This is a genomic window from Psychromicrobium xiongbiense (assembly GCF_030271165.1).
Lineage (GTDB): Bacteria > Actinomycetota > Actinomycetes > Actinomycetales > Micrococcaceae > Renibacterium > Renibacterium xiongbiense.
Genome location: NZ_JASSZH010000034.1, coordinates 43,825 through 56,258, shown reverse-complemented (window position 1 = coordinate 56,258; position 12,434 = coordinate 43,825). Strand labels below are relative to the sequence as shown.

14 protein-coding genes and 1 tRNA gene are annotated in these 12,434 nt (G+C 64.1%); 6 read left to right on the top strand and 9 right to left on the bottom strand.

Annotated elements, in window-relative coordinates; translation table 11 throughout:
- Positions 1-4 precede the first annotated feature (4 nt).
- The 4 genes from QQM37_RS12150 to QQM37_RS12135 form a co-directional block, all read right to left on the bottom strand.
- Positions 5-946 (bottom strand): Cgl0159 family (beta/alpha)8-fold protein, encoded by a 942-nt coding sequence (locus QQM37_RS12150; protein WP_285727848.1) that lies wholly within the window; start codon positions 944-946, stop codon positions 5-7.
- A complete protein-coding gene (gene iolC, locus QQM37_RS12145) occupies positions 943-1,974 on the bottom strand; it encodes a 5-dehydro-2-deoxygluconokinase (protein ID WP_285727846.1) in 1,032 nt (343 codons plus the stop codon). Before iolC ends, QQM37_RS12150 begins: the two co-directional genes overlap by 4 nt.
- 362 nt (positions 1,975-2,336) lie before the next feature.
- A tRNA-Tyr gene (locus QQM37_RS12140) sits at positions 2,337-2,418 on the bottom strand.
- Between the two features lie 142 nt (positions 2,419-2,560).
- Positions 2,561-2,857, bottom strand: a complete 297-nt coding sequence (locus tag QQM37_RS12135) for a hypothetical protein (RefSeq protein ID WP_285727844.1) — start codon at positions 2,855-2,857, stop codon at positions 2,561-2,563.
- A gap of 128 nt (positions 2,858-2,985) precedes the next feature.
- Between QQM37_RS12135 and QQM37_RS12130 the strand changes: the two genes are divergently transcribed.
- Entirely contained in the window at positions 2,986-3,474 is a 489-nt protein-coding gene (locus QQM37_RS12130; protein ID WP_285727843.1) for a YajQ family cyclic di-GMP-binding protein, read from the top strand.
- 56 nt (positions 3,475-3,530) lie between these two features.
- On the opposite strand, the gene QQM37_RS12125 is transcribed toward QQM37_RS12130, so the two are convergent.
- From QQM37_RS12125 to QQM37_RS12115, 3 genes are read right to left on the bottom strand one after another with little or no spacing between them, the layout of a single operon-like run.
- Positions 3,531-4,190, bottom strand: coding sequence for a response regulator (locus tag QQM37_RS12125; RefSeq protein WP_285727841.1), 660 nt, complete (start codon positions 4,188-4,190; stop codon positions 3,531-3,533).
- A complete protein-coding gene (locus QQM37_RS12120; protein ID WP_285727839.1) occupies positions 4,187-5,560 on the bottom strand; it encodes a sensor histidine kinase in 1,374 nt (457 codons plus the stop codon). Before QQM37_RS12120 ends, QQM37_RS12125 begins: the two co-directional genes overlap by 4 nt.
- Positions 5,553-6,254: a histidine phosphatase family protein gene (locus tag QQM37_RS12115; protein WP_285727838.1), complete on the bottom strand. Its 702-nt coding sequence runs from the start codon at positions 6,252-6,254 to the stop codon at positions 5,553-5,555. The genes QQM37_RS12120 and QQM37_RS12115 overlap by 8 nt, the downstream gene beginning before the upstream one ends.
- A 157-nt stretch (positions 6,255-6,411) precedes the next feature.
- Here QQM37_RS12115 and QQM37_RS12110 point away from each other — a divergent pair, with 157 nt between their 5' ends.
- From QQM37_RS12110 to QQM37_RS12095, 4 genes are all read left to right on the top strand, one after another.
- The gene (locus QQM37_RS12110) at positions 6,412-6,891 is read left to right on the top strand and encodes a Fur family transcriptional regulator (protein ID WP_285727836.1); all 480 of its coding nucleotides are present in this window, start codon (positions 6,412-6,414) and stop codon (positions 6,889-6,891) included.
- A 48-nt stretch (positions 6,892-6,939) separates the two neighbouring features.
- Positions 6,940-8,427, top strand: a complete 1,488-nt coding sequence (locus QQM37_RS12105; protein WP_285727834.1) for a catalase — start codon at positions 6,940-6,942, stop codon at positions 8,425-8,427.
- A gap of 65 nt (positions 8,428-8,492) precedes the next feature.
- The gene (locus tag QQM37_RS12100) at positions 8,493-8,729 is read left to right on the top strand and encodes a type II toxin-antitoxin system Phd/YefM family antitoxin (protein WP_285727832.1); all 237 of its coding nucleotides are present in this window, start codon (positions 8,493-8,495) and stop codon (positions 8,727-8,729) included.
- On the top strand, positions 8,726-9,142 hold the full coding sequence (locus QQM37_RS12095; RefSeq protein WP_285727830.1) for a type II toxin-antitoxin system VapC family toxin: 417 nt from the start codon (positions 8,726-8,728) through the stop codon (positions 9,140-9,142). The genes QQM37_RS12100 and QQM37_RS12095 overlap by 4 nt, the downstream gene beginning before the upstream one ends.
- Positions 9,143-9,202: 60 nt before the next feature.
- On the opposite strand, the gene QQM37_RS12090 is transcribed toward QQM37_RS12095, so the two are convergent.
- Entirely contained in the window at positions 9,203-10,378 is a 1,176-nt protein-coding gene (locus QQM37_RS12090) for a serine hydrolase domain-containing protein (RefSeq protein ID WP_285727828.1), read from the bottom strand.
- 141 nt (positions 10,379-10,519) lie between these two features.
- On the opposite strand from QQM37_RS12090, the gene rarD reads away from it, so the two are divergent.
- A complete protein-coding gene (gene rarD / locus QQM37_RS12085; protein ID WP_420030164.1) occupies positions 10,520-11,515 on the top strand; it encodes an EamA family transporter RarD in 996 nt (331 codons plus the stop codon).
- Between the two features lies 1 nt (position 11,516).
- Here rarD and QQM37_RS12080 read toward each other — a convergent pair whose 3' ends face one another.
- Complete coding sequence (locus QQM37_RS12080; protein WP_285727826.1) at positions 11,517-12,389, bottom strand: universal stress protein; 873 nt, start codon at positions 12,387-12,389, stop codon at positions 11,517-11,519.
- Positions 12,390-12,434 lie beyond the last annotated feature (45 nt).

Below are 12,434 nucleotides of genomic sequence, written 5' to 3'. Positions count from 1 at the left end.
GGAGTTACTCCGATACTTCCGCAGTGGCTACGGGTGTGGCATCTGGTGTGGTGCGAGTCTTCAGCAGCGATGCTGCGGTAGCTACCGCAGCCGCCACATCACCGTCCTGCGGATACAGCAGAGTCCTCCCCACGGTCAGACCCTGCACCCCCGGCAGAGCCAGTGCCGCCTGCCAGCTGGCAAAGACCTCCTCCTGGCCGGCGTCCGGGTCGCCACCCAGCAGCACGGTCGGCAGGGTGGTGGCCGCCATCACGCGTTCCATCTCCGCCACGACTGGAAGTTTCATCCAGGTGTAGGCGCTGGTGGAACCCAGCCCCTGGGCGATGGCAACGGATTTGATCACGGCGTCCGTGGAGAGGTCATTGCGCAGGCGTCCCTGGGCATCCCGTGCGGAGAGGAACGGCTCCACCATGGCGATCAGTGTGCGTGCGGCAAGAGCATCGATGGCCTTCGCCGTCGCTTCCAGAGTGGAGACCGTATCCGGGTCATCCAGAGCGATCCGGGTGAGCATCTTGCCGCCATCGGCCCCGAGAGCCTCCAGCGCCTGGGCCGTGTGCCCGGTGAACCGGTCATCGAGTTCGTTGACCAGCCCCGCGAGGCCGCCGCGGTTCATCGAGCCGAAGACCAGTTTGCCATCCAGGGCACCGAGCAGAAGCAGGTCATCCAGGATGTCCGGCGAGGCCAGTACGCCGTCGACCGCCGGGTTCGCGAGCGCAATCTGTAGCCGGTCCAGCAGAGATGCACGGTCCGCCATCGCCGTCGGATGGGTGCCGACGCTCAATGCACCCCGGGCAGGGTGGTCCGCGGCCACAATGAAATTCTGAACTCCATAGCGCAGTCCGGGGTGCCTACGGCGCGCTGCGGCCGCCCGGGCCACAGCCTCAGGATCCTCCAGCCGGATCCGGGTGAGGTGTTCGTAACGGCGGGGATCGTCCTGGACACTCAACGTCCTGCTCCTTCGGCCATCGGGGCACTGTCCACTACTGAGCTGGCCATTGCCGAATCAGGCTGAAGCCGGCCGCGTTCGGCCAGCAATGACAGAACTTCTTCCGGCGTCGGCATGGCGTCTGCGCAGGAGAGCCGGGAGGCGACGATGGCGCCCGCGGCATTGGCGTAGTCAAGAACCTCAGAGAGCGGCCAACCGGCAAGCAGGCCGTGACAGAACGCTCCGCCGAAGGAATCCCCGGCTCCGAGCCCATTGAGGGTTTCCACGGGGACGGGCGCGGACACCACACGTTCCATGCGGGTCTTCGCCATGACGCCCTCGGGGCCCAGCTTGACGACGGCGATTTCCACGCCGGCACCCAGCAGGCGATCGGCCTGCTCATCCGGAGTGCCGGGGCCAACGGCCACCGCGCACTCCTGGTCATTGCCGATGGCGACCGTTACCTGAGGCAGGATCTTCGCCACCTCGGTGCGCGCCTGCTCCTCCGAGGCCCAGAACATCGGGCGGTAGTCGAGATCCAGCACCGTGTACTGGCCCGCGGCGAGTCCGGTCCGCGGACGTGCCTGGTGAGCGGCGAGGTGGGCCGAACGGCTGGGTTCCTGGCAGAGGCCGGTCACCGTGGACCAGAAAATTCGGGCCTCACGGATGGCGTCCAGATCCAGCTCATCCGCCTGGATCTGCAGATCGGGAGCCGTTGGGAAGCGTCCGTAGAAATAGAGCGGAAAGTCATGCGGTGGCTTGATGGCGCAGAAGGTAGCGGGGGTCTGGAGACCCGGCACCGGGGTGACGTAGGCGTCATCGACCGCGAATTTACGTAGCTCACGGTGCAGATAGGTGCCAAAGGGATCGTCACCGGTGCGGGTGATGACCCCCGTCCGTCGACCATGGCGCGCAGCGGCGACTGCCACATTGGAGGGTGAACCGCCCAGGTACTTGCTGAACGTCCCTACGTCCTCCAGGTCTGCACCAATGTCATTCGGGTAGATATCAACGCTGATACGCCCGATGGTGAGCAGTTCGTGGGTCACGGCGATGTGGACCTTTCTCTGGCAATCCCTGATAACTCCGGCCCCTGAGGGTCAGCGGTGGCAACCGATGCCTGTGATCACGGCCACAGGCTCTACTGTGCATGAGAATTGATGTCCTGTCAAAAGTTTGTACTGACATATTGACAAGATTTCGTTCAGAGCTGCGATCCGGCACCGCATGCTCGCTCACCGGGCGTCAAAGTTTTAAGCACCTACCGCGCGACCGGCAGCCTGGTTCCTTGATTTTCCGGGACTGGTGCCGACATCGCCCCCGGTAAGTGCTTAAAACTTTGACGCACGCCTGCTTCGTCGGCAGACGCACGAAGGGCCCGGAATCTCAATGATTCCGGGCCCTCGGCCGGTGGCAGATGAGGGATTCGAACCCCCGTAGGCAGTGCCAGCTGATTTACAGTCAGCCCCCTTTGGCCGCTCGGGTAATCTGCCAGATCCCACTGATCCGCTGAGACTCCAGCGCGCCGACGGCTCCGGCTCACAGTGTGGAAGGACTCCCCTGAGGGAGCAAGATCACTTTACAGAACACCGCGCTCAGAATCGAATCGAGAGCGGGGCGAGGGCAAAAACAGGTCTAATCCGCCAGAATCCTGCGGCTCAATCGTTCCTGGAAACGGCGTGCCTGATCCGGCGTCACCTGCCCCAGCGTCACGGCACGCGCCAGATCCTGCTGCACCCCCTGGAGCCGGGCGGCCTGACTGACGCTCACAGCCGCACCGGCAACAGCAGAGACAGAGCTCTGCGCCCCCGGCGTGCCTGCCGGAACCGGAGCAAAGGCGGTCACCGCCGCCACGGCTGCCGCCGCCAGCAACGATCCCGCTGCCGCTTTGGCTCCCCGAACCACATACCTGCGTGCCTTCTGTGTGCTCATGCCCTCACTCTTTCCCGGTCGTCTAAGCCACTACTCCAGATAACCTGACCGCACGCTATGAACACCTCAACCCTGGGGTGGATTTGCACTAGGCTAGATCGCAAACCCGTCACCCTTCAGGAGGAATCATGGCGAGCGATTCAACGTTCGATGTCGTCAGCAAAGTCGATAAGCAGGAAGTCGCCAATGCGCTCAACCAGGCTCAGAAGGAGATCGCGCAGCGATACGACTTCAAGGGCGTCGGCGCAGAGGTCGACTTCAGCGGTGAAAAGATTCTGATGAAGGCCAACTCAGAGGAGCGCGTCCTCGCGGTTCTCGATGTGCTGGAATCCAAGCTCATCAAGCGCGGCATCTCCCTGAAGTCCCTGGACACCGGTGAACCCTTTGCCTCCGGCAAGGAATACCGACTGGAAGCTTCGATCAAGGAGGGCATCGCGCAGGATGTCGCCAAAAAGATCAACAAGCTGATCCGCGACGAAGGCCCCAAGGGCGTGAAGTCACAGATCCAGGGCGACGAACTGCGCGTCTCCTCCAAGAGCCGGGACGATCTGCAGGCCACCATGACGTTACTCAAGGGCTTCGAAGACGCCGACCTCCAGTTCGTCAACCTCCGCTGAATCAACCGGAGCTGAGCCGGTCGAGGATGCGGCTTGGAAGCGTGCAGCCAGCGCGCTCAGCCCGCTGGCTGCACCAGACCGGTGTCATAGGCCAGAACTACGGCCTGGACCCGATCCCGTAGATCCAGTTTGGTCAGCACTTTGGAGACGTGCGTTTTGACCGTCTGCTCCGCGATGAACAGTTCGGCAGCAATCTCCTGGTTGGACAGGCCGCGCCCCACCAGCACCAGGACTTCCCGTTCCCGCTCGGTCAGAGCATTGAGCCGCACCCGCCCTTGCGGGCTGCGTGGCCTGCTGCGGGCGAAGTTCTCGATCAGTCGCTTGGTCACGCTGGGCGCGATGAGCGCGTCCCCGGAGGCGACCACGCGAACCGCGGCCACCAGCTCGTCCGCCAGGGCGTCCTTGAGCAAAAAGCCACTGGCACCCAACGCCAGCGCATCGTAGACATAGTCATCGACGTCGAAGGTTGTCAGCATCAGCACCCGGGTGCCATAGCCTCCGGCAAGAATGACCCGGGCCGCGTCCAGGCCGTTGAGTTCAGGCATCCTGACATCCAGCAGAGCCACGTCCGGATGCAAGGAGGCGCACAGCGACACCGCCTCTGCTCCGTTCTCCGCCTGACCCAGAACCTCGACATCGGGCTGAGCATTGAGCAGGGCGGCGAATCCGGCACGAACCATCGCCTGATCGTCGGCCAGTACCACGGTGATGGTCATGAATCTCCGTTGTGTGCAGGGTCGTTGTGTGCAGGGTCATGGTGTGCAGGACGGTCGGCGGATGCGTCCTGCAGCGGCGACGGCGGCACGGAGGGCGCCGCTGATGCTGAGGCCGGAAGGGTGGCCACCAGACGGAAGCCGCCGGTAGACACATCCCCATAGACCATATGCCCCCCGACGGCATGCACCCGCTCACCCATGCCGCGCAGGCCGTGTCCTTCGGCCCCCTCGCCTCCCACGCCGAGAGCCTCCGACATCGAGTCCAGGATCGCCGCGCCGCGACCCTTGGCCGGTACGGGCCCGTTCTCCACCACGACCCGCCACCAGTCGCCGTGCTGGGAGATGGTCACCTGCGCAGCAGCGCCAGCCGCGTGTCGGACCACATTGCTGAGCGCTTCCTGCACAATGCGATACACCGTCAGCCCCAACAGCGGCCCCGGGGAAAAGGCCTCCGGAACGGACAGCCGGACCTCCACTCCGGCCTGCCGCATGGCTGCCACCAGATCATCCAGCCGGGCGGCGTCGGGCTGGGGCAGCAGATCCGGCTCGGTCCCATCGCTGCGCAGGACGCCCAGCAACTGACGCATCTCCGCCATCGCGCGCCGCGAGTGACCGGCAATCTCCTCAAATTCATCGATCACGGCCTCCGGCAATCCGGTGTGCCGATACCTGGCCGTGGTGGCCTGGACCGCCACCAGGGACATGCCGTGCGCCACCACATCGTGAAGCTCCCGGGCGATCTGAGCCCGCTCTTCGACCCGCTGGCGGCGCTGCGTCTCCACCTCAGTCGCACCACGCTGGACGGCCAGTTCTGCCCGAACCAACTGCCATTGGCGCAGGATCACCGCGACCACGACAACGCTGAATCCGACCGAGGCGTAGACGATGAGGTTGGCATTGCGCCCGGCAGTCAAGGGTGGACCGAGCCACTGCTCCGCGCTCACCGCGACTGCAAGCGGGATCAGCCAGATGGCACCCGCGATGAACCAGGGGCTGCGGACCCCCGCAATCAGCATGCTCAGAAACAGTGCGATCATCACGATGACCGGCAACGGAGTCGGAAGATTCGGAGCCTCACCCAGAACAAGCATCAGCAGGGCTATGGTGAACGCGGCCGTCGGGATGGCGAAGGCTGGCCGGAAATAGGCCAGGAACTGACAGGCAGCGACTCCCAACGCCAGCAGCAGCGCCAGAGGCACCGCAACCTGATACCAGGTACTGAGGTTGACCGCAGACAACACAAAGGAGGTGACGACGCAAATACCCACCAGCCCCAGGTCTGCCCGTCGCCCCAGAATGACGGGGACCGCCCACCAGGGGGTGTGCGGCAGGCGGGCCAACGAGGAGCCTCCGAGGCGTCGATTAGGCATGGCTGAAAGCATCATCGGCCGGTCCGTCATGTGCACGATCGGCGAGTTCTGGACCACCTGCAGGCCCACTGATCCAGCGGACGAGCCGCCAGGACTTGTGGTCGGCGTCGGTTCCAGGTTCGCCCGGGATACTCTCCAGAACCACCACACCGGTATTGCTGAGTTCATAACGCTCCGGGTGCTCCGGGTCCATGCCCTCGACTCGGCTGGCGGCCCAGTAGCGAATCATGGCCCCGTGGCTGACCAGCACTACGGTGGCGGAGGGCTCCAGATCGCCGCTGGCGCAGAGCTGCTCGACGGCGGCATCGAACCGGTCCAGCACCTCATGCCCGCTGTCCGCACCCGGCATCCGGCGGTCCCGATGCCCTTGCAACCAGGAATACACCGTGCCGAGATAGGCCGAAATGTTCGCCTGCCCGCCCTGCATCTCCAGTTCACCCGCAGCAATCTCACGTGCACCGGGGAACAAACGGAGGTCCAGTCCGCGGGCCGCAGCAAGCGGGGCGGCCGTCTGTTGGGTTCGAAGCGCAGACGATGCCGCCAGAGCGTCGATCGGCACGTCCCGGAAGGCCTCTACCAGCGCCTGCGCCTGACGTTGGCCCAGATCGGTCAGGCCGGGGCCGGGCAGTGCGGTGTCCAGCAGACGTCCCACATTGGATTCCGTCTGGCCATGTCGGATCAGGATCAGTCGCATGGGTCCATTCTCTCAGCCCGGCGGCCCTCCTCATCGCCTCAGGGGCTATCAAGGCTTACTCGACAGAAATCGATAGAAAGCGGCGATGATGCCGTGTCTGGGCAAAGCCAGCCTTACCTTATTGCGAATTACTCAGAATAAGTGGTTGACTGAGTCCATGAGCACCGTGCAGCCGGATCACTCCACCCTCGCCTGGGGTGAGGAGTTGCGTGCTCGCGGACGCCGGGTCACCCGGCAGCGCCTGGTGGTGTTGGAAGCAGCCCACGAGCAACCTCACCAAGGGGCGGAAAGCATCTGGTTTCACGCCAGAACGCAGCTGCCCGACCTGACCTTGCAAAGTGTCTACACCATTCTTGGCGACCTGACCGAGCTCGACCTACTGCGCAAAATCGAGCCTGATTCCGGCCCGGCACGCTATGAGACCCGTGTGGGCGATAACCACCATCACGCGATCTGCGAGCGCTGCGGCCTAGTGGAAGACGTCGAGTGCGTGGTCGGTGAGGCACCCTGTCTGGAGCCGTCGTCGACGTCCATCACCGTCCGCCGGGCGGATGTCACCTTTTTCGGCCTCTGTCAGAACTGTCTGAACAGTCAGGGCACCCTGATCAGCGACCCAGCCTCACGGCCAATCCCCTGAACCTACCCTTCCCAGTCCATCCAGAGAAAAACCCTCGAAGGAGAAACTATGTCCGCGGAATCCGTCCCCCAGACCACCAGCCAATCCGGTGCTCCCGTTGTATCCGATGCGCATTCGCCCAGCGTTGGCCCCGATGGCGCCATCATCCTCACCGATCACTATCTGGTGGAGAAGCTGGCCCAGTTCAACCGTGAGCGGGTGCCGGAGCGCGTGGTGCATGCCAAGGGCGGTGGGGCTTTCGGCACCTTTGAAACCACCTCGGACGTCTCGCAGTACACCAAAGCGGCACTGTTCCAGCCGGGCGTCAGCACCGACCTGCTGATCCGCTTCTCCTCGGTGGCAGGTGAGCAGGGCTCCCCGGACACCTGGCGCGATCCGCGCGGATTCGCCCTCAAGTTCTACACCACCGAAGGCAATTACGACCTGGTGGGCAACAACACCCCGGTGTTCTTCATCCGGGATGGGATCAAGTTCCCCGATTTCATTCACTCGCAGAAGCGCCTCCCGGGCTCCAACCTGCGCGATGCAGATATGCAGTGGGATTTCTGGACACTCTCCCCCGAATCAGCGCACCAGGTCACCTGGCTGATGGGCGATCGTGGCCTTCCCCGATCCTGGCGCTTCATGCAGGGTTATGGTTCGCACACCTACCAATGGATCAACGCTGCGGGTGAGCGTTTCTGGGTCAAGTACCACTTCACCTCGCAGCAGGGTGTGGAGGGGCTGACCGGCGAGGAAGCGGAGCAGCTGGCCGGCTCGGACGCGGACCACCATATTCGCGATCTCTACGAGGCGATTGAGGAAGGCAGCTTCCCGAAGTGGGACCTGTCGGTCCAGGTGATGCCCTACGAGGACGCCAAGACCTACCGCTTCAATCCCTTCGATCTGACCAAGGTCTGGCCGTTTGCTGACTACCCGCGGATCCCGGTCGGCACCATGACGCTGAACCGGAATCCGGAGAACTACTTCGCCCAGATCGAGCAGGCCGCTTTCGCACCGAGCAATTTTGTGCCCGGCATCGCCGCCTCCCCGGACAAAATGCTGCAGGCCCGCATCTTCTCCTACGCGGATGCGCACCGCTACCGGGTGGGCACCAACCATGCGCAGCTGCCGGTGAACGCACCGAAGGCCCAGGTGCACAATTACTCGCAGAACGGTGCAGCGCGCTACCACTTCAATGCGCCGACGGTTCCCAACTACGCACCGAACTCCAAGGGCGGCCCTGCCGCTGATGAGTCCCTCTTCCAGCCCGGTGGCTGGGAGAACGATGGCGAGCTGACCCTCTCCGCTGGACGTCTGCACGCCGAGGACAGCGACTTCGGTCAGGCCGGCACGTTGTACCGCGAGGTATTCGACGATGCCGCCCGCGAGCGCTTCCTGGCGACGATCACCGGAGCGGTGGGCGGTGTGCAGGATCCCGCGATCCGGGACCGCGCTATCGCCTACTGGACCCAGGTGGACACAGAACTCGGCGAAAGCCTGGCGGCCAACCTCGGCGTCGGCCGGACCGATCTGAGCGGTGAAAGCCAGGTCTGAGCAGGAACCGCCTGATGTAGGGGGTTCCCATAGTCTGGGTGTATCACCGGTGATACACCCAGACTATGGGAACCGTATCGGTACGTGAGCTGAGAAATCATGGAGGCGAAATTCTCCAAAGGGTTGCCCACGGAGAATCGTTGATTGTCACCCGTGACGGGCTTGAGATGGCTGAGCTACAGCCTTTGCGACGGCGCAGCCGCCGGACAGAACAGCTGATTCTGAGCCGTCGTCATCTGCCGCGAGTCGATGTGAAAGCTCTCCGGGCCGACCTGGACAAGATTCTGGATGCAGATCTGTGATCTCTCACCCTCCGGAACGCGGCCTTCTGGACACCGGGACCGTTATTGAGCTCAGAGATCTTGATGAGTCCATCCTGCCGGGAGAGTGTCTGATCAGCGCCGTGACCCTCGCTGAACTCTCTGTCGGCCCACTGGTCGCCTCCACCGACGGTGAGCGGGCAGCACGTCAGGCTCATCTTCAGCAAGCGGAAGCAGACTTTGACCCGATCCCGTTCGACCCGGCTTGCGCGCGAGCCTTCGGTCAGGTTGCCGCATCGTTTCGCCAGCACGGGCGAAAGCCTAAAGCGCGCGCCTATGACGCGCTGATCGCGGCTACCGCAATCGCCAACAACCTTCCTCTCTGCACGCTCAACCCAGCTGATTTCCAGGGAATCAACGGACTCTCTCTACAGCCCATCTACCCAAAAGAGTGACGTAGGGCTGGATCACCAACAGGGTGATCCAGCCCTACGTCATGGGCAGCAACCGACGAATCAGCCCAGCGACTCCGTCAGGCCCTTCATCAGCCGGACCAGTCGCAGATCCTGTGGAAGGCTGTCATCCAGCTGCATTCGCTGACCCACATAGCCGAAGGCCACCCCGCTCGCCGCATGCGCGAACCCCAGCCGCCCGCCCATTCCGGCATGACCGAAGGAGCCTTCGCCGAGCATCGGCGTTCCGGCGTCATCGAGGTGGAAACCCACACCCCAGCGTGGCCGGTCCTGAGGCGTGCCATCGGCCAGCGGCGGGCGTTCGATGTCGGCAGTGCCGAGTCTGCTGGCCATCGCCACGGTGTCCGCCGAGAGCAGCCGGACGCCGTTCACCTCGCCCAGCAGGGCCGCGTACATCGTGGCCAGGGCGCGTCCGTTATTGACTCCGTTCGCTCCGGCCATCTGTGCCTGCAGGAAGGGCAGAGTATTGGGTGCAGCCTCCCGGCTGTCCTCGTGGAACATGCTCAGCAGTTGAAGTCCGGTCCTGATCTCCGCCGCCGTGGCCGGTGGAAGTTGAGCCATCACCTCCGCGGGGGGTGCCACCGGAAGATCGACCGTTCCATAGGTGATCCGGCGGAACTGGCGCTGCGCGGACTCGGGCAGACCGATCCAGAAATCGATGCCCAGAGGCTGGGAGATCTCCTGCTGCATCACCTCACTGACGGACTGGCCGGTGACCCGCCGAATCAGCTCCCCGACCAGGGTGCCAAAGGTGACGGCGTGATAGACAAAGGCGGAATTGACCGGGTAGGCGGGAGTCTGAGTAGCGATGATCGCCTCAGCCTTTCCGGGCGTGTAGAAGTCTTCCGCCACTCCCTCCAGATACGGCAGCGCGCCACGGTGCTGGAGTACCTGGCGCACCGTGATGGATTCTTTCCCGGCTGCGGCGAATTCCGGCCAGTAGTCGGCCACCGAAGCATCCAGGTCCAGCAGCCCGCGTTCCACCAGGCGGAGCGCCAGAATGGTGGCTGCAGCTTTGGTGGTGGAGAAGCCGACGGTGGCGCTGTCCTTCTCCCACGGCGTTCCATCGTGCGGGTCGGTTCCACCCCACAGGTCCACCGCCAGTTTTCCGTGTCGGTAGACCGTCAGCGAGGCGCCGTCATCCAGGCCGTCGGTGAAGAGTGAATCAAATGCATCGGCGAGGGGCTGATATCCATCAGCCACGAATCCTTGAGTCATAGTCGCAGTCTATGCGGCACGATGACGATTCGGTGGACAAACGGCCCGCAGCCCGTTGCCCCAGAGACTGGCGGAGTGGCCGCTACCGCGGGACCACGGGCCCGACTGGAATTTCGTCCTGCGGCCTGCTGTTATGGCACTGTGCCCCCCTCCGAGACTGAGTTGCCGCCCGCCACCACCGCCCCTTCGATCACCGCCACCCCAGCAGCGTCCCCTTCAGAAAAACGCAGCTCAGAAAAACGCAGCCTCGGCGTCGTCTACGGCATCACCGCGTACAGCTTGTGGGGCCTGCTGCCGCTGTATTTCCTGTTACTCATCCCGGCGAGCGCGGTCGAGATCGTCGCCAGCAGGGTGGTGTTCTCGCTCATCTTCTGTGCCCTGATTCTGACCGTGACGCGCGGCTGGCCGGACGTCATCGCCGCCGTTCGCACACCCAGGATCCTGGGAACTCTGGCCATCGCGGCCGCCCTGATCGCGGTGAACTGGCTGATCTTCACCTACGGCATCACGACCGGGCACGCGATCGAAACGGCCCTGGGTTACTTCATCAACCCTCTCGTCTCCGTCCTGCTGGGCGTCCTGATTCTCAAGGAGAAACTGCGCCCCCTGCAGTGGGCGGCGATGGGCATCGGCTTCATTGCCGTGATCGAGTTGACCATCGCCTATGGGCAGCTTCCGTGGATAGCGCTGATGCTGGCGCTGACCTTCGGGGTCTACGGTTTCGTCAAGAATCGGGTGGGGCAACAGGTCAGCGCCGCGACCTCGCTCAGTGTCGAGACGGCCGTGCTGACGCCGTTCGCCCTGGTCGGCATGGTGATCCTGAGTGTCTCCGGAACCGCCACTCTCACCTCGCAGGGTGCGGGACATTTCTGGTGGATGGCGGCATCGGGCGTGATCACTGCGGTCCCCCTGCTGTTCTTCGCGGCCTCCGCACGCCGGCTGCCGATGACGACCATCGGTCTGTTGCAGTACTTCGCGCCGGTGCTGCAGTTCCTGATCGCCGTCCTGTTCCTGCACGAGCAGATGGGAGTGGAGCGCTGGGTCGGTTTCTGCATCGTCTGGCTCGCTCTGATCCTGCTCACGGCAGACATGCTCATCCAGCGACAGCGGAGCTCACGGTTGCGTCAGGGACGCTGATTCAGTCGAGGACATCGGGCTGATCGAAATCCCGGGGCACAACGACGAGCGGCACCGGCAACGCCCGGAGTACCTTGTGAGCGGTATTGCCCAGGAAGAGCCGGTTCTTCTGCGCGAGCCGGGAGGAGCCGATCAGCGCCAACTCACCCGGCTCCCAGCCGATCGACTCAATGGCTTCCTCAATGCTCTGGCCATGCGCAATGGTTGCGGTGGCCTCGCCCGCGGGTAGGCGCGCTGCAGCACCGGCCAGCACGCTGTTGACATGCTGGCGGGCGGGGCTGAGCGGACTGTCCAGGTCGAAGTCCTGCTGGGTCAGCTGATCAAGCTCGACGAGCGAGACGAAGCGCAACGGCAGGCCGCGCCTGCCCGCGGCCCGGATGGCGACATCGATGGCGGCCTGGGCACCTTCCCGAGTGCCGACGAAGGACGTCAGGCGGGAAATTGCTGACCCGCGATAGCTTGCCGGGGCCAGAGCCACCGGCAACGGAGAGGCGTGGAGCAAAGCATCTGCCACCGGACCGAGCGCGAACCGGCCCAGCAGCCCCGCTCGGGTGGCGCCCACCACCATCAACCCCGCATCGAACTCCGCGGCAGCCTCGATCAGCCCCTGGGCCACCGACTCGCTTTCACGGACGTGGAATCGCGCGTCGATCCCCGCGGGGACCGCGTCCAGTGCCACGCGTTCGGCGGTCAGCACCTCCTGCTCGGAGGCGCTGACGCGATTTCCCTGCGGATTCAGTGCCACATAGGGAACATCGTCGTCCGTCACATAGACAATGTCGAGGCTGGCACCTTGGGTCCCGGCGATCGCGGCCGCCAGGGCCATCGCATCCTGGGCTGAGTTCTTAGGGGCGTACCCCACGACGTAGCGCATGAGAAGACCCTACTCTGGCCGCTGCCCGGGGCCAATGGCCGATCG